The 24,001-nt window shown below is 43.4% G+C and carries 19 protein-coding genes; 10 read left to right on the top strand and 9 right to left on the bottom strand.

The window, feature by feature from the left end:
• Positions 1–37 precede the first annotated feature (37 nt).
• From gldE to BM043_RS03585, 4 genes are all read left to right on the top strand, one after another.
• Positions 38–1,387, top strand: coding sequence for a gliding motility-associated protein GldE (gldE, locus tag BM043_RS03600; RefSeq protein WP_092788911.1), 1,350 nt, complete (start codon positions 38–40; stop codon positions 1,385–1,387).
• A 391-nt stretch (positions 1,388–1,778) separates the two neighbouring features.
• Complete coding sequence (gltB, locus tag BM043_RS03595; RefSeq protein ID WP_092788909.1) at positions 1,779–6,269, top strand: glutamate synthase large subunit; 4,491 nt, start codon at positions 1,779–1,781, stop codon at positions 6,267–6,269.
• A 1-nt stretch (position 6,270) separates the two neighbouring features.
• On the top strand, positions 6,271–7,749 hold the full coding sequence (locus BM043_RS03590) for a glutamate synthase subunit beta (protein WP_092788907.1): 1,479 nt from the start codon (positions 6,271–6,273) through the stop codon (positions 7,747–7,749).
• Between the two features lie 136 nt (positions 7,750–7,885).
• Complete coding sequence (locus tag BM043_RS03585) at positions 7,886–8,452, top strand: sugar O-acetyltransferase (RefSeq protein ID WP_092788905.1); 567 nt, start codon at positions 7,886–7,888, stop codon at positions 8,450–8,452.
• A gap of 43 nt (positions 8,453–8,495) precedes the next feature.
• Here the strand turns inward: BM043_RS03585 and BM043_RS03580 are convergent, their stop codons facing one another.
• The 4 genes from BM043_RS03580 to BM043_RS03565 form a co-directional block, all read right to left on the bottom strand.
• Positions 8,496–10,775: a xanthine dehydrogenase family protein molybdopterin-binding subunit gene (locus BM043_RS03580; protein WP_092788903.1), complete on the bottom strand. Its 2,280-nt coding sequence runs from the start codon at positions 10,773–10,775 to the stop codon at positions 8,496–8,498.
• Positions 10,776–10,786: 11 nt separating this feature from the next.
• Positions 10,787–11,245 (bottom strand): (2Fe-2S)-binding protein, encoded by a 459-nt coding sequence (locus tag BM043_RS03575; protein ID WP_092788901.1) that lies wholly within the window; start codon positions 11,243–11,245, stop codon positions 10,787–10,789.
• A gap of 253 nt (positions 11,246–11,498) precedes the next feature.
• Positions 11,499–11,912: a DUF4890 domain-containing protein gene (locus BM043_RS03570; RefSeq protein ID WP_092788899.1), complete on the bottom strand. Its 414-nt coding sequence runs from the start codon at positions 11,910–11,912 to the stop codon at positions 11,499–11,501.
• A gap of 94 nt (positions 11,913–12,006) precedes the next feature.
• Entirely contained in the window at positions 12,007–13,338 is a 1,332-nt protein-coding gene (locus tag BM043_RS03565) for an NAD(P)/FAD-dependent oxidoreductase (protein ID WP_092788897.1), read from the bottom strand.
• A gap of 144 nt (positions 13,339–13,482) precedes the next feature.
• Between BM043_RS03565 and BM043_RS03560 the strand changes: the two genes are divergently transcribed.
• Positions 13,483–14,193, top strand: a complete 711-nt coding sequence (locus BM043_RS03560) for a YebC/PmpR family DNA-binding transcriptional regulator (RefSeq protein WP_092788895.1) — start codon at positions 13,483–13,485, stop codon at positions 14,191–14,193.
• A 21-nt stretch (positions 14,194–14,214) separates the two neighbouring features.
• Entirely contained in the window at positions 14,215–14,781 is a 567-nt protein-coding gene (yjjX, locus tag BM043_RS03555) for an inosine/xanthosine triphosphatase (RefSeq protein WP_092788893.1), read from the top strand.
• A 200-nt stretch (positions 14,782–14,981) separates the two neighbouring features.
• On the opposite strand, the gene BM043_RS03550 is transcribed toward yjjX, so the two are convergent.
• Complete coding sequence (locus BM043_RS03550; protein WP_092788890.1) at positions 14,982–15,968, bottom strand: NTPase; 987 nt, start codon at positions 15,966–15,968, stop codon at positions 14,982–14,984.
• 70 nt (positions 15,969–16,038) lie between these two features.
• Between BM043_RS03550 and BM043_RS03545 the strand changes: the two genes are divergently transcribed.
• Together BM043_RS03545 and BM043_RS03540 are read left to right on the top strand one after the other, a co-directional pair.
• The gene (locus BM043_RS03545; protein WP_092788888.1) at positions 16,039–16,965 is read left to right on the top strand and encodes a M28 family peptidase; all 927 of its coding nucleotides are present in this window, start codon (positions 16,039–16,041) and stop codon (positions 16,963–16,965) included.
• Between the two features lie 116 nt (positions 16,966–17,081).
• Positions 17,082–18,812, top strand: coding sequence for a chloride channel protein (locus BM043_RS03540; protein ID WP_245752926.1), 1,731 nt, complete (start codon positions 17,082–17,084; stop codon positions 18,810–18,812).
• Positions 18,813–19,241: 429 nt separating this feature from the next.
• Here BM043_RS03540 and mtgA read toward each other — a convergent pair whose 3' ends face one another.
• Positions 19,242–19,937 (bottom strand): monofunctional biosynthetic peptidoglycan transglycosylase, encoded by a 696-nt coding sequence (gene mtgA, locus BM043_RS03535; RefSeq protein WP_092788885.1) that lies wholly within the window; start codon positions 19,935–19,937, stop codon positions 19,242–19,244.
• Positions 19,934–20,737 (bottom strand): class I SAM-dependent methyltransferase, encoded by an 804-nt coding sequence (locus BM043_RS03530; RefSeq protein ID WP_092788884.1) that lies wholly within the window; start codon positions 20,735–20,737, stop codon positions 19,934–19,936. The genes mtgA and BM043_RS03530 overlap by 4 nt, the downstream gene beginning before the upstream one ends.
• A 184-nt stretch (positions 20,738–20,921) precedes the next feature.
• On the opposite strand from BM043_RS03530, the gene BM043_RS03525 reads away from it, so the two are divergent.
• Positions 20,922–21,404 (top strand): MaoC family dehydratase, encoded by a 483-nt coding sequence (locus BM043_RS03525; RefSeq protein WP_092788883.1) that lies wholly within the window; start codon positions 20,922–20,924, stop codon positions 21,402–21,404.
• Here BM043_RS03525 and BM043_RS03520 read toward each other — a convergent pair.
• Positions 21,393–22,118 carry a tRNA threonylcarbamoyladenosine dehydratase gene (locus BM043_RS03520; RefSeq protein WP_092788882.1) on the bottom strand — a complete coding sequence of 242 codons (726 nt, stop codon included), beginning with the start codon at positions 22,116–22,118 and terminating at the stop codon, positions 21,393–21,395. The genes BM043_RS03525 and BM043_RS03520 overlap by 12 nt on opposite strands.
• Positions 22,115–22,765: a TatD family hydrolase gene (locus BM043_RS03515; RefSeq protein WP_092788881.1), complete on the bottom strand. Its 651-nt coding sequence runs from the start codon at positions 22,763–22,765 to the stop codon at positions 22,115–22,117. The genes BM043_RS03520 and BM043_RS03515 overlap by 4 nt, the downstream gene beginning before the upstream one ends.
• A 49-nt stretch (positions 22,766–22,814) precedes the next feature.
• On the opposite strand from BM043_RS03515, the gene BM043_RS03510 reads away from it, so the two are divergent.
• Positions 22,815–23,987 carry a hypothetical protein gene (locus BM043_RS03510; protein ID WP_092788880.1) on the top strand — a complete coding sequence of 391 codons (1,173 nt, stop codon included), beginning with the start codon at positions 22,815–22,817 and terminating at the stop codon, positions 23,985–23,987.
• The last annotated feature ends 14 nt before the right edge of the window (positions 23,988–24,001 follow it).

Raw genomic sequence — 24,001 nt, 5'->3', positions numbered from 1 at the left:
ATTGTGTAATTTTGCATCAACTATCGTGATTTAATTCATGGACGACCCATACCCGAGTTTGTACCTACTCGCGCAGATCAATGAACCTTCTTTGGGGTATCTGCTGATAAACGGACTAGTATTTATATTACTTTTGATTGGTTCGGCACTCGTTTCAGGTTCCGAAGTTGCTTATTTTTCCCTTTCCAACGATGATCTTTTGGCACTGGAAGAAAAGGATTCCAAAAAAAGTGACTTGGTTATTGAGCTTTTGGAATCCCCGAAACGCCTTTTAAGCACCGTACTTATTCTCAATAATCTCATCAACATCGCCATCGTGACCCTCACCACTTTTGTGACTTGGAGTATTTTTGGGATGAATACGACCGGTATTATTGTCATTTTGATTCAGACAGTGGGAGTGACTTTTGCCATCGTGTTTTTTGGGGAGATCGTACCAAAAGTCTATGCCAATCAAGCCAGAATACAATTTAGTATGATCATGGCCCCGTCCATGACTTTTTTTACCGCCTTCCTCAAACCGATCTCACTCCTTTTAATGGCGATATCAAATGTGATCGAAAGGCGAATCGAACGGAAAGGTTATTCCCTTTCGGTAGATGAACTTCATAAGGCTTTGGAAATTACCACTGAAGATACCTCAATTGAAGAAAAGGATATCCTGAGAGGTATAGTCAACTTTGGCACCTTGACGGTCAAGCAGGTCATGCGTAGCCGGATGGAAATTACCGCATTGGATAGTGAGATGGATTTTCATGAACTGATGGACCGGATCAATAAAAGCGGGTATTCAAGGATTCCGGTTTATGAGGAAACGATTGATAATATCCTGGGTATTCTTTACATCAAAGATCTACTTCCATATATCGATCGGGATGAGAATTTCAGCTGGAAAGAACTGATCCGTAAAAGTTTTTTTGTTCCTGAAAGTAAAAAAGTAGATCGATTGCTTAAGGACTTTCAGCAGAAACGCGTTCATATGGCCATCGTTGTCGATGAATATGGTGGTACTTCTGGTTTGGTTACCCTGGAGGATCTGATCGAGGAAATCATCGGAGAAATCAATGATGAGTTTGATGACCGGGAGGAGTTTTTCTATCAGGAGATAGATCCCGCCACCTATATTTTCGAAGGTAAAGTGTCCCTCAATGATTTTTGTAAAAAGCTTGATTTAGACACGAGCATCTTTGATGAAGTCAAGGGGGAAAGTGAGTCTCTGGGTGGTTTACTTTTGGAATTAAATAATAAGTTGCCGAAAAACGGGACCAAAGTTCAATTTGAAAATTTTGAATTTACGGTCTTGGCCGTTGACGCGCGAAAAATCAAGAAAGTAAAAGTCCATCTGAAATCAGAAGAAAAGGATGGAATTAATCCCTTTACTGATTAGGTGAATAGATTTATTTTTAGTTAATATAATAACTCAAAATATTGTTTTGTTATCGAAATCGATTGCAAATGGAGAAGGTCTTTTGATAGATTTTTTCAATGATTTAATTTTAATTTCCTTTTCATTTTTGTGCTAAAAACTCAAAAAATAGATTTGGCCGTATTTTTTTCAAATTATGGTTTAAATCATCACCGGTTTTTTATAGATCTGATAGTTTTTAATCTCTGATAGTATAAAAATAAACCATTTTTTATTTTACATTAAAATCAAAAAATACTCACTTTTTCAAAAATTAATTACTAAAATAACCTGTTTGTTGCCTTTATTTTAATGATCGAAATATTTTTTGTACTTTTTGAAAAATTTTGGACCTATTAAATCATTAGAATATATGCAAGAAGGCTTGTATCATTCGGAGTTTGAGCATGACTCCTGTGGCATCGGTTCAGTTGTCGATTTGACAGCCACACCTTCGCATGAAACAATCAGCGATGCCTTATATATGCTCAGTAATATGGAGCACAGAGGGGGGAGAGGGTCAGATCCTAAAACCGGCGACGGGGCAGGAGTCTTGATTCAAGTGCCACATGAATTTTTGAAAGACATCACTGCCCGGACGGATATTTCCCTACCCGAGAAAGGAACCTATGGCGTGGGGATGACTTTTTTTCCTAAGAATAAACAGCTATTCAAAAAGTCAAAAGCACTACTTAATCAACTGATTGAGGAATTGGACTTTGAACTCATCGGATACCGACCGGTGCCAGTGGATGAGACGGTGCCGGGTTCGGGTGCCTTGGAGGTGATGCCGATTATTGAGCAATTGTTTGTCAAGCATCGAAAAGGCCTGACTGGCATCGAACTGGAGCGGAAATTATATGTGCTTCGCAATTACGCTACTTCTGTAATCAATACTCAGGTTGCCGGAGTCAATCACTCTTTTTATTTTGCTTCCTTCTCTAGTCGTACCTTGATTTACAAAGGGCAGCTGAGGACCGATCAGGTTTTGCCTTTTTACAAAGACCTTCAAAACAGCAAAATCGAGTCGGCTTTTGCGATCGTCCACTCCCGCTTTTCGACCAATACTTTTCCCAATTGGCGATTAGCACAGCCGTTTAGATTTCTTTCTCACAATGGTGAAATCAATACCATCCGGGGAAATCTCAACAAAATGAAATCCAAGGAAAACCTCATGAAATCGAAGTTTTTCTCGGAGGAGGAATTGGAAAAATTGATGCCCATCACCAATAAGCAAAACTCCGACTCGGCCAATTTGGATGCCATGGTGGAGCTCCTTTCGCTGAGTGGAAGAAGTCTTCCCCACGCCATGATGATGCTTGTGCCAGAGGCATGGCAGGATAACGAGGTTATGGATCGGGATCGAAAGGCATTTTACAAATTCCACGCTTCCCTAGTCGAGCCATGGGATGGTCCGGCTGCGTTACTTTTTACCGATGGAGAATCGGTGGGTGCGACCTTGGATCGAAATGGCTTACGTCCATTGCGCTATTTTATTACCAAAGATCAGCGTTTGATTTTGTCTTCAGAGGCGGGAGCTTTGCCGATTCGCGAGGCGACAATCGTGGAGAAAGGAAGGATCAGTCCGGGCAGAATGCTATGGGCAGACTTGAAAAAAGGCCGGGTTTTGTTTGATGAAGAGGTTAAGGGGGAAATTTGCAGAAAACAGCCTTATGATCAATGGGTCAATGAGCAGCGGATTAAACTGCGTTTAGAGCCCGATCCTGAGGTCTTGACTCATCCATATTCGACCGAAAATATCAAGAAATGCCAAACTGTATTTGGCTATACTTCGGAAGAACTCAAAGTCGTCCTGAGCCCGATGGGGAATATGGGACAGGAGGCAATCGGTTCCATGGGTGCAGATACGCCATTGGCAGTCTTATCTAAGCAGAGCCAGCATATTTCCAATTATTTCAAGCAGCTTTTTGCCCAGGTGAGTAATCCGCCGATCGATCCGATCCGGGAGCGGATGGTGATGTCCCTGTTTACTCGAATCGGTGAAGGTCATAATATACTGGAGGAAAGTCCGCAACATACCCGGCAGATTCATATTTCTCAGCCTGTCTTACTCAATGAATCCCTGGAGAAAATCCAGAATATGGAAGCTCAGGGCTATCGAAGCAAAAAATTATTTGCCCATTTCGTGGCGGACCACAAGCCAGGTAGATTATTGGAGGCGCTGGATAAACTTTGCAAAGAAGCGGAAGATGCGATTGGGGAGAAAAAAAATATTCTGATTATCTCCGATCGGGGAAGTAATGAAGAGCTGGCACCGATCCCTTCACTCTTAGCTATTGGGGCGGTTCATCATCATCTGGTGAAGAAAAAAATCCGAACCAAAGCCGGTTTGGTGTTGGAGTCAGGAGATATTCGCGAAACCCATCATTTTGCCACAGCCATAGGCTATGGTGCTTCGGCTATAAATCCATATCTGGCGCTGGAATCGCTTTTGGATTATTTCAATCGAGGAATGCTCCCTCAGGTGAAGGATCAAAAGACACTTTTCTCCAACTATCAAAAGGCAATCGGAAAAGGTCTGCTGAAGGTTCTTTCCAAAATGGGAATATCTACCCTTCAGTCCTATCAAGGGGCACAGATTTTTGAGGCGATCGGACTAGGACCTGAAGTGATTGACCGCTGCTTCAAAGGGACTATTTCACGGATTAGCGGAGTTTCCTTTAACGAACTGGCGGAAGAGGTGCTGATTCGCCACCGTGCGGCCTACGAAACCAAAAGTCCGACTTTGGAAGCGGGAGGAGTCTATCAGTGGAAACGACGGGGAGAAAAGCATCTTTTCAATCCAGAAACCATTCATTTGCTTCAAAAATCCACCCGATTGAATGATTTTGGTCTGTACAAAAAATTTGCGCTGCGAATCAATGAACAAAGCAAAGATGCCTTGACTTTGCGAGGATTGTTTGAATTCAAAAAGCGGATATCCGTTCCGCTGGAAGAAGTGGAACCTGCAGAGAAAATCATGCGGCGATTTGCCACCGGAGCGATGTCCTTTGGTTCGATTTCCCACGAGGCCCATTCGACTTTGGCGATAGCGATGAATAGAATCGGTGCCAAAAGTAACTCCGGAGAAGGAGGGGAAGATGAGATCCGCTTTCAACGAAAAGAAAATGGGGACTGGGAGCGCTCGGCGATCAAGCAGGTGGCCTCCGGTCGATTCGGTGTCACGAGCAATTACCTCACTAATGCCGCCGAGCTGCAAATCAAAATGGCACAAGGAGCCAAGCCCGGTGAAGGCGGTCAGCTACCTGGGCATAAAGTGGACGATTGGATCGGAAGAGTCAGACACTCTACTCCAGGAGTGGGGTTGATTTCTCCTCCTCCGCATCACGATATATATTCGATTGAGGATTTGGCACAGCTCATTTATGATCTGAAAAATGCCAACCGAAAAGCAAGAATCAATGTCAAGCTGGTGTCCCAAGCCGGAGTCGGTACGGTAGCTGCCGGTGTGGCAAAGGCCATGGCAGATGTTATTTTGATATCGGGAGCAGATGGAGGAACTGGTGCTTCGCCACTTTCCTCGATTCGTCATGCAGGATTGCCTTGGGAGCTTGGCCTCTCTGAAGCTCATCAGACTTTGGTCAAGAATAATCTGAGAAGTCGTGTCGTACTTCAGACGGATGGTCAACTTCGGACTGGAAGAGATTTGGCGATTGCTACATTATTGGGAGCCGAGGAATGGGGGATTTCTACTGCGGCTTTGGTCGTGGAGGGATGTATCATGATGCGAAAGTGTCATCTGAATACCTGTCCGGTTGGAATCGCTACCCAGAATCCCGAATTGCGAAAGCTATTCACCGGAGATCCGGACCATGTTGTAAACTATTTCAAATTTTTGGTAGAAGATCTACGTGAAATCATGGCTTCGCTTGGTTTCCGCACAGTGGATGAAATGGTAGGACAAAGTAATGTGCTACAATCCACCGGGCATCTCAACCACTGGAAGTGGGATAAAGTGGATCTTTCGCCTATTTTCCACAAAGTGGAGGTGCCGGATCATGTGGGAATTCACCATCAGATCGATCAGGAGTGGGAACTGAAAGAGGTCTTGGATCGTCAACTCATTCATGCTGCGCTACCGGCATTGGAGCAGGCCATTGAGGTAAGTGGTAATTTCCAAATCAAAAATATTGACCGGGCTGTTGGAGCTATGCTTTCTAACGAAATTTCCAAAATCTATGGAAGTGTCGGACTGCCGGATGATACGATTCGGTTCAAATTTACCGGTTCTGCCGGTCAGACTTTTGGGGGATTTTTGACCAAGGGGGTCAGCTTTGAATTGGAAGGTGAAGCCAATGATTATTTTGGGAAGGGACTTTCGGGAGGCAGGCTGACGGTTTATCCGAGCCGCAATGCGAAGTTTAAACCCGAAGAAAATATCATTATCGGAAATGTGGCTTTCTATGGAGCTACCTCAGGTGAGGCCTATATCAACGGAAAAGGCGGAGAGCGATTCTGCGTAAGAAACTCCGGTGTCAATGCCGTCATCGAGGGAATCGGTGACCACGGATGTGAATATATGACTGGTGGATTGGTAATCAATTTGGGAGAAATCGGGAGAAATTTTGCCGCTGGAATGAGCGGGGGAATTGCCTACATTCTCAATGATTTTATCACTGAAATCAATCCTGAATTAGTGGACGTTGACCCTTTGTCGGAAGATGATTTCAAGCTGATTAAAAATTATCTCAAGCGTCATATCAAGTTGACAGGCAGTGCGCTTGGAAATCGGTTTTTGGATGATTGGGATCGATCAAGTCAGAAATTCATCAAGGTAATCCCGCGGGATTATAAGGCAGTGTTGGAGAGAAGAGCGTTAGAACAAACAAAATCATTGGCGTAAGATGGGAGCGAAAGAAGGATTTATACAATTTAAAAGAGAAACTCCGGTAAGCCGGGACCCACAGGAGCGGGTAGGAGATTATAAAGAAATCTATCAGCCATTTTCTGATGAAAAGCTGAATCACCAAGCTGCTCGCTGCATGGATTGCGGAATACCATTTTGTCATCAAGGCTGTCCCCTTGGCAATGTGATCCCGGATTTTAATGATGCGGTTTATCAGGAAGATTGGGCCGAGGCGATACGGATTTTAAAAAGCACCAATAATTTCCCGGAATTTACGGGAAGGATTTGTCCGGCGCCTTGTGAAGCTTCTTGTGTGCTGGGAATCAATAAAGATCCCGTGGCTATCGAATTGATCGAGAAATCAATTGCGGAGAAAGCGTATGAACTGGGATTGATTCAAGCAAATCCGCCCCAAACCCGCACCAATAAGCATGTGGCGGTTATTGGATCTGGCCCAGCAGGGCTTGCGGCCGCCGACCAACTTAATCAAGCGGGTCACGAGGTCACCGTTTTTGAAAAGGATGCTAACCCCGGTGGTTTGCTTCGCTATGGAATTCCTGATTTTAAGCTGGAAAAGTGGGTGATCGATCGTCGAGTCGAGTTGATGAAGCAAGAAGGCGTGATTTTTACCTGTGGAACAGAAGTAGGGTATAATATCAAGGCAGAAAATATATTGCGAAATTTTGACGCGGTGGTGATTGCTACTGGCGCTCAGCAACCTAGAGTGTTGAAAATCAAAGGTTCTGAACTGAAGGGTGTCCATTTTGCAATGGATTTTCTGGGAAAGCAAAATCAAGTAGTCGGAGGAGAAATTCAGGAAAATCCGATTTCGGCTAAAGGCAAACATGTTATTGTTATCGGTGGAGGGGATACCGGAAGTGACTGCATCGGTACTTCCAATCGTCACGGAGCGGCTTCGGTTACGCAATTGGAGCTTTTGCCTAAACCTCCAAAACAACGAACTAACCTGAATCCATGGCCGGAGTGGCCGATGACTTTGAAAACGTCGAGTTCACATGAAGAAGGTGCCGAGCGGTTTTTCTCTATTTTGACCAAGGAGTTTGTTGGTAATGAAAAAGGAGAAGTTACGGGATTAAAACTGGTTGATATTGAATGGATGGATAAAGATGGTTGGATGACTTTTGAGGAAGTAGCGGGTACAGAACGAGTGCTGCCCTGTGATTTGGCATTTATTGCCATCGGATATACCGGGCCTGCCCAAAATGGATTGCTGGATGCTTTTGGGGTGGAAACACTCGAAAATACCCTTCCAAAATCTAAAAATTATCAAAGTACTCAGTCTAAAGTTTTCCTTGCTGGAGACATGCGAAGAGGCCAATCTTTGGTCGTCTGGGCGATCTCGGAAGGCCGTGAGGCTGCAGTCAGAGTGGATGAATATCTGATGGGGACTTCAGCTTTACCTCAAAAAGATGAGTCTTACTTTCAAGTGGAAGATGAAATTGCGGGAGTTGATTGAACTTTTTTTGGCCAAAAGATCGATTCCAATCGATAGCCCGCAATTAAGCCGTCCGAAAGGGCGGCTTTTTGTTTGTGCTTAAATTTAAAAATTCGGTTTAATTTAGATTTGTCCAAAATCAAAGTGTCCTATACCTATGAGCATCCTAGAAATAAAAAGAAGATTTGCATCGAATAAGCTTATCCCTAAAGAGGATCCAATCTTTGAGCACGTTTTCAAAGAAGTCGAAAAATCCCTCAAACTAATCGCAAAATTGAATGCTTCAGGAGATTTACAGGAGTGCAGGCTAATTTTTAAAGCGCTTTTTGGTGATTCATTGGATGAAGGGACCACGATTTTCACTCCCTTTACTACCAATTTTGGAAAATTCACCAAAATCGGAAAGAATGTATTTATCAATCATGGCTGCTCTTTTTTGGACCTTGGAGGGATTACTATCGAAGATGATGTACAAATCGCACCACAGGTAAAATTGGTGACTGAAAATCATCCGCTTAATCCTAAGACGAGAAAGGGATTGATTCTTTCTCCAATTTTGATCAAAAGGAATGCTTGGATAGGAGCTGGGGCTACGGTTCTACCGGGGGTAACTATCGGAGAAAACAGTGTAGTGGCTGCAGGAGCTGTAGTATCCAAGGATGTACCTGACAATAGCGTAGTGGGTGGAGTGCCTGCAAAAATTCTTAAATCCATTGAAACTTAAAGAGGCCTTCTTTTTATGGAGAAAGCCTCTTTAGGAGTGTTTTTTATGAAATTTTCAACGGCAACTCATACACCCGATTGCCAGTTAATTTATAAACTGCATTGCAAAGTGCGGGAATAAATGGCGGGACAGGGGGTTCGCCAACGCCCGTTGGTTTTTCCTGGCTGTCAATGATATGCACGTGAATTTTTTTGGGAGATTGAGGCATTCGGATGATTTGGTAGCTATCAAAATTATCCTGTTGGACCTGTCCATTTTCAAACGTAATTTCCGAAGTAAGCGCCAAGCTTGTGGCAAATTGTGCACCTCCTTCGAATTGAGAACGGATTCTGTCCTTATTTACAGGAACTCCACAGTCTACCGCATAATGAACGGTTCGAATCACAAGGTTTCCATTGGCGTCTTTTTCTACCTCAACTACGCATGCAACATAAGTGAGAAAACTTTTATGTGCAGCAAATCCCACTGCTTTTCCTTGAGCAAGGCTTTCCTTCCAGTTGGACTCTCCTACGACGCGTTGGATGACATTTTTTAGTCTTCTGGTATTCCAAGGAAATTTTTCCAAGGGTTCTCCGTAGTTTCCAAAATCACCCTTGATTTCATCCCCAAAGTCCAGGTTTTTATCCTCACCGAGGAGTTCTAAGAGCATGTCGCTTGGATCTTGTCCTTTAGCTTCTGCGATTTCGTCCAGCATGGAGTTGGTGGCAAAGGAGTGATGGATGTTACTCACCGATCTCAGCCAACCAATGCGTGTATGGGCTTTAGACTCATGGGTTTCAATTCGAATGTGGGGTACTTCAAATGGGAAATCAATACAGCCCAAGCCCAATTCACCATCAGAGGGGTGTAGCTCGTCCGGGTTGCCTGTGGCCCCAATGGCCGGGAAAACGGTATGATGGTTCCACCCGATGAGTTTTCCCGAAGAATCCATAGTTGCTTTGATCCGCTGCGCACTGAGGGAATGATAAAAATCGTGATGGAGATCATCATCCCTTGTCCACTGGACTCGTACCGGGGCCTTAGCTGCTTTGGAAAGTAAGGCTGCTTCGACCACAAAGTCAGGTTTTGACTTTCGCCCAAAGCCTCCACCTAAAAGGCTTACATTGACTTTTACTTTTTCCAATGGCATATCCAACTCTCGTGCTAGGGCTTCTCTAGCCCACATGGGATGCTGGGTAGGTGCCCAAACTTCACAAAAGTCTGCAGTCCAGTGAGCAATAGCTACCGGTGGCTCCAAGGTCGCATGTGCATAAAAAGGAGCTAAATAAGTCCGCTCAATGACCTTGTTTGCCTGATTAAGGCTTTGCTTAAAGTTTCCCCTTTCTCGCCTGACTTGACCGTCTTTCAGGGTGCTTTGTAGCATTTCCTGATGTTGCTGTTTAGATTGGTAATCAGCATTTGGGCCCAGGTCCCAGTTGACTTTCAATGCCTCTCTTCCTTTGATGGCCGACCAGGTGTGGTCAGCTAGGACTGCCAAGCCTTCGATGGGACTATCCAACCCCGTAGGGATTCCTTTTCCTGAGATTTTGATTACTTGGCTGACTCCGGTGATTGCTAAGGCTTTGCTGTCATCGTAATCTTTGATCACCGCACCGATCACAGGACTGCGCTTGACAACGGCCACTTTCATGTCCGGGAGGGTGATATCCGCGCCAAAAACAGCTTTTCCGGTAGTGATATCTTGTAAATCGTAAATAGGTACCCCATCTCCTATCAGTTTATAATCGCTGATTTCCTTCAATTGAACAGTTTCAGGATCAGGAATAGGCATCTGCTGTGCCTCCTCTACCAATTCTCCAAAAGTGATGCTTTTTCCCCCAGAGTGAATGACGTTTGAGTTTTCAGTCCTACATTCTGCAGCATCTACGCCCCATTTTTTCGCTGCCGCTGCGATCAGTGCCTGCCGGGCAGTGGCTCCTGCTTTTCTCATCGGGTCAAAAAACATACGGACCGAGTAGGAGCCGTCAGTGTTCTGATCGCCATATTTATCTAGGTTAGCTTCCGCTTGAATTATTTTGACTTTTTGCCAGTCAGCGCCCAGTTCATCGGCAACAATCATGGGAAGTGAGGTGCGGATTCCCGTCCCCATCTCTGATCGATGAGCGACAATGGTCACCTGATTTTCGGAATCAATCATCAAGTAAGCATTGGGGGCAAAAGTTACTGGTTCCCCTTTGGGGCCACTACATTGAAAGCTGATCCCCAATAAAAATCCTCCGGTAGTCAAGGAGCTGATCTTGAGAAATTCCCGTCTGGAAGGGATAAAGACTTTACTTTTATTTTCAGGGTCTTTTTTTCGGAATAGTTTGATATTTGGAAGCATGGCTTTTTGGATTAGAGGTTTAGAGAGGCAGTTTGAATGGCTTCTTTGATACGATTATAAGTGCCGCATCTACAGAGATTTCCAGCCATGGCCGATTCGATTTCTTGTTCGCTAGGCTTAGGGTTGCTCTCCAAAAGTGCTACAGCGCTCATAATCTGACCGGTTTGGCAATAGCCGCATTGAGGAACAATGTGCTGAATCCATGCTTCTTGTACAGGATGATTTCCATTTTCCGAAATCCCCTCGATGGTAGTAATTTTTGCCTCCCCAACTTCAGACACCACGAGGCCGCAGGATCGAATGGCCGTGCCGTCCAAATGCACTGTGCAGGCTCCGCAAAGTCCCTGTCCACATCCAAATTTGGTGCCTTTGAGATCCAAAAGATCTCTCAAAACCCAAAGTAAAGGCATATCCTCTGGAGCAGAGACAGTTTGGGTTTTGCCGTTGATAGAGAGTGAATATTCGTTCATAGTTTTAGGTTTTTAAGAAGGCGTTTCCTAATGACTTGGGATTAAATTAATAAGACCCACCATCAAGTTAAGTAGAATATGCTGGAAAGTGATTTTTTGGATGGATACGATCCTTATCGGGTAATTTAGCTTACAGAATTGTACTTTACTACTCTGGGAAATAGAGAAAATAAAAATGTGTGATTTAATTTGGAGCGGGTTGATGAATATTGATAAAAAAAAAACCACCCATTTCTGAGTGGTTTATGTTGGCTTAGTTAATTCCTCCTCCGCCCCTGCGTTTCCGAAATTCCTCCCGGTCCTCGATCATTCCTCCACGAGGGCCACGATTTCTACGCGTTTCTTTGAGCTCTACCCATTTCTGTCTTTGCTCCTCAGTCAGGACCTCCATGATTTGCTTTTCCTGATCCTGCATTTGTGATCTTCTGGCTTCCCTTTCGGCTTTTTGCTCGGCCATTTTAGCCTCTCTTTTTTGTGCATTTTCGAGATTGATGGCAAGAATTTTGGCTTTTTGCTCTTCGTTTAGGCCGAGCTGTTCTGCCATGCGATCAGTCATCATTTTGGCCCGTGTTTCCGGGTCGGGTCTTTCCTGCATTTTTCTTTGCTGTGCTATACTGCTAATACTGATCATAAGCAGTAGTCCTGTGGCAATCATCCAATTTTTCATGTTGTTTTTGGTTTAAGTTCTGATACTTAGACCGCAAAAAGCTGAGTGCGTTTAATCATGATTTCTTAATAAGTCTTAATTCTTAGAAATCAATTCATTTTTCCTCTATCAGTTCCTTTCGCTCGGATTCTTTGACATATTTGGGCTTGATCAGCAGACGTAAACTGGGATCAAAACTGAGGTAGTTCCAAGACCAATCCAAAAAAATCAACAGCTTGTTTTTGACTCCCAAAATGGCCATCAGATGAACAAAAAGCCAAGTAATCCAAGCGAGGATTCCCTGAAATTTCACAAAAGGCAAATCTACTACGGCGAGTTTTCGTCCCACCGTGGCCATAGAACCCAGATCCTTGTACCTAAAAGCGGAAGGAGTTTTGTCATCATGGATCAAGGGAAGGTTTTTTCCTAGATTTTTAGCTTGTTGTAAGGCTACCTGCGCCACTTGAGGATGGCCTTTGGGATAATCTTCCGTTTCCATCAAACTCAAATCCCCCAACGCAAAAATGGTTTGGCTGCCCCGAATCCGTGAAAATTGATCAACAATGATTCTGCCGTTTTTGGCGTAGCACGAGGAGTCCAACCCTTCTATATGATTCGGCTTGATTCCAGCTGCCCAAAGTAAGGTTTGAGTTTCAATAGGATCTTTGCCCTTGAGGTGAACTGATTTTCCGTCGTAGTTTTCGACTAGAGTCCCTAAAAGCACTTCCACCCCCAATTTTTCGAGATATTTCAAGGCATGGGATTTAGCCTCCTCGGACATGGAGGCAAGCAAAGCGGGCCCAGCCTCAATCAGGACCACTTTCATGTTTTTAAAACTCAGTTCCGGGTAATCCTTTGGAAGGACATTATTTCTCAGCTCTGCCATGGCACCAGCGAGTTCCACCCCTGTAGGACCGCCACCTACGATCACCACATTCATCAGAGATCTTCGATCTTCCAGTTTTTGAATGTTGATCGCTTTTTCGTAGTTGGAGATGATTTTGTTTCGGATATAAAGAGCTTCCGAAACGGTTTTCATCGGGGAGGAGAAATTTGCAATAGTGGTCGAGCCGAAATAATTGGTGTCAGCCCCCATCGCCAAAACCAAATAATCATACGTCAAATATCCCGCATCCGTGAAAACTCGATTCAGAGAATGGTCGATGGATTTTACCTCGCACATTCTAAAAATGACGTTTTTGGTATGGTGAAAAATCTTTCTCAGGGGAAAACTAATTGCACTGGGCTCCAATCCGGCCGTAGCTACCTGATAAAAAAGCGGCTGAAACTGATGGTAGTTGTTTTTGTCCAGCAGGATAACCTGAAAAGGCTTCTTACTAAGCATTCTCGCCAGTTTGAGTCCGGCAAAACCGGCTCCGATGATCACTACCTTAGGAAGATTGGACTGGGGGATGTTTGGGAGTGGACTAGAGGAAAAAGCATTCATAGATAAGGGTTTGCATGCTTTTACGATTTATCGGATTTCTTGGACAATAAAAGCCGGTAAAATTCTCCTCTTGATTGGAAATAAATCGGAGGCTTTCATTCCCAAAAGATTTCTTATTTTTACCAGCCAAAATCAAAGAATTTCATGGGAAGAGCATTTGAATTCAGAAAAGAACGAAAATTCAAACGGTGGGACAAAATGTCCAAGGTCTTTACCAAGCTAGGTAAAGAAATCGTCATGGCGGTAAAAGCAGGTGGACCTGACCCAACTTCCAATCCAAGGTTGAGAACTCTCATTCAGAACGCCAAGGGGGCTCAAATGCCCAAGGATCGAATTGAGGCAGCGATCAAGCGGGCTTCAAATAAGGATGAAAAAGACTACGAAGAATTAGTATATGAAGGCTATGGTCCATTCGGCATTGCTGTACTGGTTGAGACTTCTACTGATAATATTAACCGTACCGTCGCAAACGTCAGATCCTACTTTACCAAAGCAGGAGGATCTCTTGGGACTTCTGGTTCGGTCAGTTTTATGTTTGATCACAAGGCCGTTTTCCGCTTCACTAAATTGGAAAATCACGACCTAGAAGAGTTGGAGTTGGAATTGATCGATTTTGGATTGACGGATATTGATGAAAATGAAGGAGAAATCTTTGTCTATACCGAGTTTGAAGACTTCGGTATGATGCAGAAGGCACTTGAAGAAAAGGGAATCGAAGTGATTTCAGCAGATTTTCAGCGATTTCCGACTACGCTTACCGAACTGACCGAGGAGCAGGAGGAGATTATCAATAAGATGATCGATAAAATGGAAGAAGACGACGACGTAAATAATGTATACACCAATATGGCCTAAGCAGTGATTAGGCTTTTTTTTATGAATTTACCAAAAAGACAAAATTTCCAACCGACAGAAAAACCACTGGTCATTGTCGGAAGTAAAAATCCAGTAAAAATCTACAGTACCGAGGATGCGTTTACTTTGGCATTCAATAAGGGATTTCACATTAATGGTGTAAGTTCTTATTCGGATGTTTCCGCCCAGCCAATGGGCGATAAGGAGACGCTTTTGGGAGCCAAAAATAGGGCATTAAATGCACAGAAAATCTTTCCGGAAGGAGATTATTGGGTAGGAATAGAAGGAGGATTGGATACGGATGAGCAAGGAATGAATGCCTTCGCCTGGGTTTATATTTTAGATTCGGAAGGACGATCGGGTCAAGCTAAAACAGGGATCTTTTACGTTCCCAATGCCATTGCTGACTTGGTAAATTCCGGAATGGAATTGGGACATGCAGATGATCAGTTTTTTGACAGGGAAAATTCCAAGCAAGGAGGAGGTTCTGTGGGGATTTTGACTCATGGAGCCTTGGATAGAAGAAGCTACTATTCCCAGGCTGTATTGCTGGCATTGATCCCATTTTTAAATAAAAATCTTTATTAAGCCAGATATTTTGGCTAAAAATCTTGAAAAAGTACCTATTTCAAGAAAAAAAAATGCAAATGATTGGATTTTTGAAAATAAATATGCTCTTTGGTTTAAGAATTTTAAAGACACAATATTGTAATACATAGACAGTAAAAGTTGCTATAATCACCCTATGTTTAATTAGCGACTAAACCTCCCTCCAGTAGGGAGGTTTATCATTTTTGGAGGTTTTGTAGGAAGTTTCTAAGTGCTACTCTCCAATCCGGATCAGCATCCCAAATCGGTCCGATATAGAGTTCATCCCGGACGATCAATTTGATGTAGTATTTCACTACGGTTTGGGTTTCTGTTTCTGGATTGGATTCCAGTCCCATGCTTTTTTTCAGATCCGATTCCCTGCCCTCCACACGAACTAGTAGAAATTGAGTTCGGTCTCTCACTAGCTCTTCATCCGGTTTTGCTTCGGTAAGCCATGCGACTTCATAGGGATATTCTTGATCCAGGATGCTTTGGATTTGGGATTTCTGTGCTTCTTGTTCTGCGAGAATTGCCTCTTGGGATTTGCCGTAGAGATCATATCTGAAATAAGTCAGCAATCCAGTTTGGGCACTGGATCCTTCGATGGGGATTCCCAGTTTGAATACGTCCAGATTCAGTGGGTTTCTCGCCAAAAAGCCAGAAGACTCAGTAGTAGCTCTACTGGAACTGGATTCTACTCCGGGAAACTCCGGAACATCAATAACGAGCAGATTTTTTGTTCTTTGGTTTTGACCCAGGGCAGCAAATGAACTTTTGGCCTCCTCCAGATCGGATCCGCTAATCCCAAAAAGTGCCGTGGAATTGATGATTTTTCCATCTCCACTAAATTCCCCGACATGAATGCTGAATTGGTTTTTTTGGCGGGTCACTAAAATGATGTTTTTGATAACTCGCTGTTCAAAACCTTTTGCATAAGCGCTTTGAACTTCCTCAGAAAGGGCTACTTGTTCGATTTCATAATAGGCCACGGGATCTCCTCCAGCATCTACCAGCGCTTGATGTACCGAATCGGCGACAGCTCGCCAGTTCATGGTAGGTCTGGCTGCAGGATCTGTCGAAATCAAAACCACGGATTTTCCTTCAAAAAATGAATCAGGTAAATTTCCTTGTGCAAATGCAGAACATCCAAGCAGAATAAAACTGATCCAAAAGAAATATTTCATAAAAATAGCGATAGGTCGGGGCTTAAGGTTGTATTTTCACGGCATTAAATAACGTAATTTTCATCTCTTCATGCACATCTATCGCCAAGTTCTGCTCGTAAGCGTCTGTTTTTTTTCATTAATCCAATCAAAAGCCCAAGAGCTTAACGAACGTAGCCTGATCAAAAGTATGGTTTTTTTGTCTTCTGATGATTTGGCTGGGCGAAAGACCGGTGATGCCGGAAATCTTCAGGCTCGGGAATTCATTGCGGATCGCTTTGCAGAATTGAAGCTAGACACACATTATTCTGATTATTTGCAATCATTTTCTTTTGAAGGAAGAAGGGACGGCAAAAAATATGAGGGGGTCAATGTGGTCGGATTTATTCCTGGCACTTCAAGCCAGAAGTTGATCGTAGTTACGGCACATTATGATCATGTGGGGATAGGTCGAAAAAATGCCGAAGGGGATTCGATCTACAATGGAGCCGATGACAATGCCTCCGGGACAGCCGCTCTTTTAGAATTCGCCGCCTATTTTGCAGAAAATCCTCCAAAACATGGAATTTTCTTTGCTGCGGTCGATGCCGAAGAAATGGGCCTGCAAGGGGCAAAAGCTTTGGTTCGTGATTTTCCTTTTTCGCTCGATCAAGTGGCATTGAATGTCAATATGGATATGATTTCCAGAAATGAAAAGGGGGAGATTTATGTGTCTGGAACGTATTATTACCCCGAACTGAAAGAGATATTGGAGCCAATTGCTCTGGATTCTAAGCCCAAGTTGCTATTTGGTCATGACGTTCCCGGCACCGGCTCGGATGATTGGACACGCTCTTCTGATCATGGGGTATTTTTTGAAAAACAGATTCCGCACCTGTATTTTGGAGTGGAGGATCATTCCGATTACCATCAGCCGAGTGATGAATACAAAAATATCGATCCGGAGTTTTTTGTTTCCGCTTCATCATTGATTCTGCGCTGTTTGTTGACATTAGATGAAGATTTGTTAAAAGAATAAGGGATTCTTTTCCTTTCCGCGAGTGGTTTTTTTACTTTGTGCTCACGCTTTTATTTTCTTGACTTTTGGCTAAAACTGACCTCATTACCAAGCTATTAATCTGGCGCCTCCGCCACATGAGCAATCAAAGTTTTATTTTGATTCTCAGTGGGATTATTGGGGTGCTTTCAGGTTTGGCTGCTGTAATTCTCAAAGAGGTGGTGCACTTGATTCAGCGTCTTTTGACGGAGGGATTTTATGTGGAATATGCCAATTTCATGTACATCATTTATCCTATTATCGGGATTACTGCGGCGTTTCTACTTGGTAAATATGTTTTCAAAGATGTCGGTGGACATGGTATCCCCGACGTGTTGTTTACTATTTCTAAAAAGCAAAGTATCATTCCCCGAGTGAAAACTTATAGTAGGGTTTTCACTTCAGCCCTAACCGTGGGCTTTGGGGGATCGGTAGGTTTGGAAGCCCCTATGCTGGTGACAGGTTCTGCCATTGGCTCCAATACGGGCTTACTTGTTCATCTCAATGCCAAAAAGAGAACGTTACTCATCGGTTGTGGAGCTGCAGGGGCTATTTCTGCTATTTTCGGTGCGCCTATTGGTGCGGTGATTTTCGCCATTGAAGTTATCCTTTTGGAGATCAGTACGGCGAGCTTCATTCCCTTACTGATCGCATCGGTGATGGGATCCTTGACTTCGATGCTGTTGATAGGAGGAGAGGAGGCTACATTTAACTTTAATCTTCAGGATGAGTTTATCGCTGCTCACATGCCTTATTATTTGCTTTTGGGGATGGTTTGTGGGGTGGTTTCCCTTTACTTCAGCCGGGTGGTACTCCGAACGGAGAAGATTATGGAGGGGCTGGAAAGTCAATCCATGCGCATTCTTTACGGGGGGGCTTTGCTGGGAATCATGTTGTTTTTCTTTCCTCCTATTTATGGAGAAGGATATGACACCTTGAATTTGTTGATTGACGGAAATGCAAATCAAATATTGGAGAAAAGTCCCTTTTTCTCAGCCATCGAGAATCCCTACTTGATCCTGATATTCTTGGCGCTGATCATTTTATTAAAACCCATCGCTTCTGCTTTGACCCTTGCAGCCGGTGGCTCGGGTGGAATTTTTGCTCCCTCGCTTTATGTAGGGGGGATTGTGGGATTTTTATTTGCCTACAGCAAAAACCTGGTTGGTTTTCATATTCCCTTGCCTTTGGCCCATTTTACCTTGGTAGCCATGTGTGGTGTGATGGCTGGAGTTCAGCATGCACCTTTGTCCGCGATATTTTTGATAGCCGAGATCACAGGCGGGTATGAACTATTTGTTCCCCTGATGTTTGTGTCGGCGATCTCTTACATTACCACGACTTATTATCAAAAGGACAGTATCTACGTCAAGCAACTGAAAGAAAAAGGACGTCAACTGCCGGAAAGTAAAGATCAGGAACTGTTGGATATGATCGATATTTCTCATGTGATTGAGCGGGATTTATTGCCGATCAATCCGGAGGCTTACCTGCGTGATTTGATCGATTTGGTAAAGATTTCCAAGCGGAATATTTTCCCTGTGGTAGATGAAAATAAGCAACTGCGTGGCATCCTCACCTTGGATGATATTCGTGACATCATGTTTGATGCGGAGAAGCAGGATACCTTGCAAGTAAAAACGCTTATGCATAGTCCTCCGGAAATTCTATTTTCTAATGAAAATATGCAAAAGGCTATGGATAAATTTGAAAAGTCCGGTGCTTGGAATCTCCCTGTGGTAGAGGATGGGGTCTATTTAGGCTTTGTCTCCAAATCTAGAATTTTTAATTCATACCGTAAAAGATTGATCCGACAAAAGCAGGATTAATCAGGTTTTAGAATAAAATTTGGAATTTGGAATTATCCACCTTTTCAAATCTGATTTTTCGAAAAAAAATTGAGTTATGGATTATTATCCACAAAATTAGACCTTTTTTCAATCATTTAAATTACTGAAAATCAATAATATAAATCCTACATGTTGAAAAGTGTGGATAAATTATTGAAAATGTGGATAAAAATTTCTTGTTTTTTTTATTCCTCAAATCCGTTGAGAAAAAGGCGATTTTTATCCCAAAGTTATGCGAGGTTAATCTTTTGATAATATTGGATTTTGGGTCCAAATTTCTATTAAAAGCGAATAAAATTTTGAGTTTTGGAACTTGGCCAAGGGATGTTTATTCCCGTTTTTGAAAATTGTTTCAAATTCCACCTACTTTTTTCTGAAAAGTGCAAATGGTCTTAGAAAAGTCAAATTTTAAATACCAAATCCGATAGGGTTGAGGTTGTTCATTTGCCGGAGAATCCAGGCTTGTCTTCCAATGATATAGGGGGTGGGACGCTTGGGATTCCAGCGTCTTGGATTGGGCAAAACCGCTGCGATCATCGCCGATTCATGGCGGTTAAGGTTGATGGCAGGTTTTTGATAATAATGCTGAGCAGCGGCTTCGATTCCATAAATTCCCTCCCCCATTTCGATGACATTGAGATAGACCTCCATGATTCGTTCTTTGCTCCAGATCAGCTCCACCAATAGGGTAAAATAAGCCTCTAGTCCTTTTCGGATATAGCTGCGATTGGGCCAAAGAAAAACGTTCTTGACGGTTTGCTGTGTAATGGTGCTCGCTCCTTTGATATTTTTACCTTGCTTATTGCCTTCCCAGGCCTTCTTCATGGCCTCAAGATCAAATCCACTATGCTCCAAAAACTTCTGATCCTCGGCAGCATACACAGCCTGGGGTACGTTTTTGGAGATTTTTTCTATCGGGACCCAGTCTTTTTTCAATTTCATGGACTTTTCCTCATCAAAACCCTGCTCCACCAGTCTGATCACCATCAGCGGAGTAATGGGCACAGGTACAAAGCGGTATATGATCACCAAACCTATCGAAACGATGAAAAACCAAAGGGTTAACTTCAGGAAGAATTTTCCTATTTGTCGGAAAAGTGTCATAAAGGGCGGGTTGCTTTTGCCTGTACAAATTGGTAAAAAAATACCGCATTCTTCTCGGTTTTGAGTTGGTCGAGGTCTTTTTCCATTTGTATCACTTCCCTTTCAGAAATCAGGCCACAACTTCTCATGCCTTCAGCGGCACTTTTCATCAGTGACTTCCAATAGTCACACATGGCGGCCAAGGATTCGGGTTGCGACTGATCGAGATGAAAGCCTCCGTGATTTAGCTTTATTTCTATAAATCCAGATTGGTCGAGGAGATTACCTAGCTGCAGTCCGATATCTGGGTTTCCACCGTTTTGTAGTTGATATGCATTAAATGCAGAATAATAATCGGTCAAGCCCCCTAACTTGGGGAAAATATGAAAACTGGAATTGAAAACCTCGGTCAAATAAATAATTCCTCCTGGATCCAAATGGGCAAAAGCCCGACCCAAAACATCGAGTGGCTCAGATAAATGCTCCAAGACCCAGCAAATGAAAATTGAGTCAAATGTCTTCTCCAGCTTGAGCTGCTGAGCATCCTGCTGAACAAAGTCTATTTTCCGATCCGAATACGAAGCTAAATTGACTTGCGCTTTTTCGAGTTGGCTGGCCTCGATTTCCACACAGGTCAGTTCAATCTCCGGATAGAGCTCCAGCAAAAGTTTACTCTGGGCACCGACCCCGGATCCAATTTCGAGGAGCTTTTTGGATGTGGAAAAATCGATCCACGGATAAATCAGCGAAGCCAATGTTCCCGCTTGATTCAGTAATCGTTCCTGTTCATCGGAGAGGTAGCCGTGGATGTAGTTGGACATGGATTGGTCTTTAAGATGCGAAAGTATCGAATTTTTAAATTAGCATCAGTAGGATTTCGGAAAAAGGGAATTAGCCAGTCTCGAACTTTTTATTGCTCCTCACGATACTGCTATTTCAAAAAAAGAAGCTTGTATTTATTGGCTAAAATTCCCTTATTCGTCTCCACAACAAATTTAATTTTTGATGAGTCAGGTAATCATCCGCAGCTTCGAGGATTTTGAAAAGTACAACGGACTAGAATTAGGCACTTCCGATTATTTTAAAATCACCCAAGATCAGATTAATCTTTTTGCCGATGCCACCCATGATCATCAGTGGATCCATACTGATCCAGAGCGGGCTAAAAACGAAGGTGCCTTTGGAAATACCATTGCTCACGGTTACTTGACTTTAAGTATTGTGCCCTATCTCTGGGAGCAGATCGTCAAGGTGGAAAACCTCAAAATGATGATTAATTATGGTATTGAGTCTTTCCGTTTTGCACAGGCAGTGACTGTCGAAAGTGAGGTCAGATTGGTGGCAAAACTTAAAAATGTTGCCAATCTCCGAGGCACGGTCAAAGCGGAAGTGGAAGTCAAACTGGAAATCAAAGATCAGCGAAAGGCAGCATTTACCGGGGTACTGATTTTTCTTTACCATTTCTTGCCTGCCGAATCAGGAAGCTAGCAAATCATTAATGACCGTGGCTGCGCAGGAGCAGCCAAATGCCGCTGGCAAAAAAGACATGGTGCCGTATGCTGATTTCTTGAAATTTGACCCGTCAGTCATCATCAAGCTTTCTTTGATTACTTGCTCTGTAGAAAATACCGCTTTGAAACCCGTATAAATTTTTCGACTCTTTAATCTTTTGCGGAGCATTCTTGCCAACTTGCATTCGTAGGTTTCTGAGATGTCCACGACTTGGATTTTGGTAGGATCTACTTTGCCTCCAGCGCCCATGGAACTGACCAAAGGTAAACCTCTTTTGTAGGCTCCTTCGATCAGGTGTAGCTTGGGCGAAAAGCTGTCAATGCAATCTACCACGTAGTCAAATTCATTTTCCTCCAAAAGCTTCGACATTGCTCCAGGATCCAAAAACTCCCGAATAGTGGTGATTTTAAGCGCTGGATTGATCGCCAGAAGGCGCTCCTCCATCCACTCGGCTTTGGATTGGCCCAAATTTTTTTGGGTGGCGGGCAGTTGCCGATTGACATTGCTGATGTCCACGGTATCTCCATCGATGATGGTCATTTCGCCGACTCCTGATCGACAGATAAATTCCGCTGCAAATGAACCCACACCTCCAAGTCCGACGATCAACACGTGTTTTTGGGATAGTTTTTCCAATCCAGCCCTTCCGGTGATGAGCTCTGTTCGGCTCAGCCAGGCAAATTCACTCATGGTATTTTTCTACTTGATATTCTGTTCCAGTTTTCCTTGGTGAGTTGCGTGAGCTGCTCCACAGGAAGCCGCAAAATTAAGGAAGCCGATTTATAAATTTCAGCGATGTCTAGATTAGAATTATCGGTTTCCAAAAAAATCCGCTCTTCGGGGCATCGCATCAACCATTTCACCGCATTGGACTCAGGAAGGAGTAGATGTCTTCCAAAGGAAAAAGAAACCGGAAAGTCGAGCAATTCCTCCGCTAGGTGCGATTTCAGATTCCAGCCATGCCAAATGATTGGTGGAGGGTTTTTCGTTTTTTTCAAATATTCCAACAGTAAATCATGCCCTTTGACACAGTGAAGGATCAGCGGGATTTTAAGCGAATTAGCGACTTGACATTGAAATTCGAAAGCGGATTTTTGGATCACTAAATCAGGACCTTTAATTCGGTCAAAACCCGCCTCACCAATAGCCAGACAATTGGGATTTTCAGCTAGCTTTTCCAGCTTTTCCCATTTTTCCCGCCAATTTTCGCCCAAAAACCAAGGATGCAATCCAATCGAAAAGTACCCGATAGACGTCTCATCTCCGTCAAAACCTTCCCGATTGAGAATATTTTGGGAAGTAGAAAGCTGATGCGTATGAACATCGATAAGGCTCATTTGTGAATTAATAATTTATCAAATAGATTAGGTGGAAACTTTCAAAATTATGAAATCGAATTTCTTTTTGTTCCTGCTCTTTTTCGCCTCGTTAGTAGCCTGCCAAAATGAGAAAGCCAGCCAACTCTCCAAAGCTAAAAATTTACAATTGGAGATTGTGGATTCCCTTCGGGTAGATTATATCGGTAATTTGTCCTTTATGGATGTACAGCCTGATCTTCAGCGGGTCTTGTTTTTTGATATTCAGAAGCGTGCATTTGTGGTGACTGATTTTGAAGGAAATAGGTTGGGAGAATTTGTTAAGGAGCAAGATTCTCCGGATGGTTTTGGCACTTTTCCGATGGGTGCGGGACGACTTTTGGAGGGAGATCGAGTCCAGGTGGTGTCCATGTTTGGGGTGTTTGAATATGATTTTGAGGGGAATCTTTTCCAAAGTGCCAAAACGCCCGACGAAGAAATCAAGAGTTTTGCTGGGCGAATTGACGCACAGAGGGAAATTTACCCAGTAGAAGATAAACTGCTGATGACTGGATTGGTTGCGAGAGGGGAATACAATAAAACACAGCCGGAATTTTACGATGAGTTTGAGCAGCTTGTCTGGATTGATCCGAAAACGGGAAGTATGGAGCAGTTTCTTCTTTTAGACTCAGCGAGTCTTTTCCAAAATGGGCAATCGCATGAGCCGGGTACGCTATCGGCCACCTTTGAGGTGATCGATGATCAGCTATATGTGATTAATGGCGGGGAGCCAGTTTTGACGATTTACGAACTTGCCGCTCCATATCAAAAAATCAAGAGAGTTACGCTTGATCTGACCGATTTTCAAGTCAATGAAGGAGAAGACCCCCAAAAGGCGGACCCAAATGCGATTTCTTTTGATCCGAGTTATGGCATCATTTCAAAGATGGTGCGAGCTGGAGATTTATTGATAATCAGCTACACGACGGGATACGATGATTTGGATCGAGAAGAGTACCAATCAGTCAATTCCCAGCAGTCATTTAGGGATTTTAATGAACGAATTGCAGGAAAATACAAAAGCCGAATTCAGATCATGAATCTGGATGGAGAGAAGGTGGCAGATTTTGAATTTCCCGAAAAATTAGGAAATACTTTTGTCAGCAGGGATGGGGCTTTATGGTTCAATGCCTTGCCTAATCCTGAAGTGGAGGAAGATTTTTTCCAACTGTACCGAGTGGAAATCAAAGAAAGCCAGGAATAACCCCGGCTTTCAAT

The sequence above is a fragment of the Algoriphagus hitonicola genome, from assembly GCF_900113375.1.
GTDB classification, from domain to species: domain Bacteria; phylum Bacteroidota; class Bacteroidia; order Cytophagales; family Cyclobacteriaceae; genus Algoriphagus; species Algoriphagus hitonicola.
This window is presented reverse-complemented; position numbering and strand designations above follow the sequence as displayed.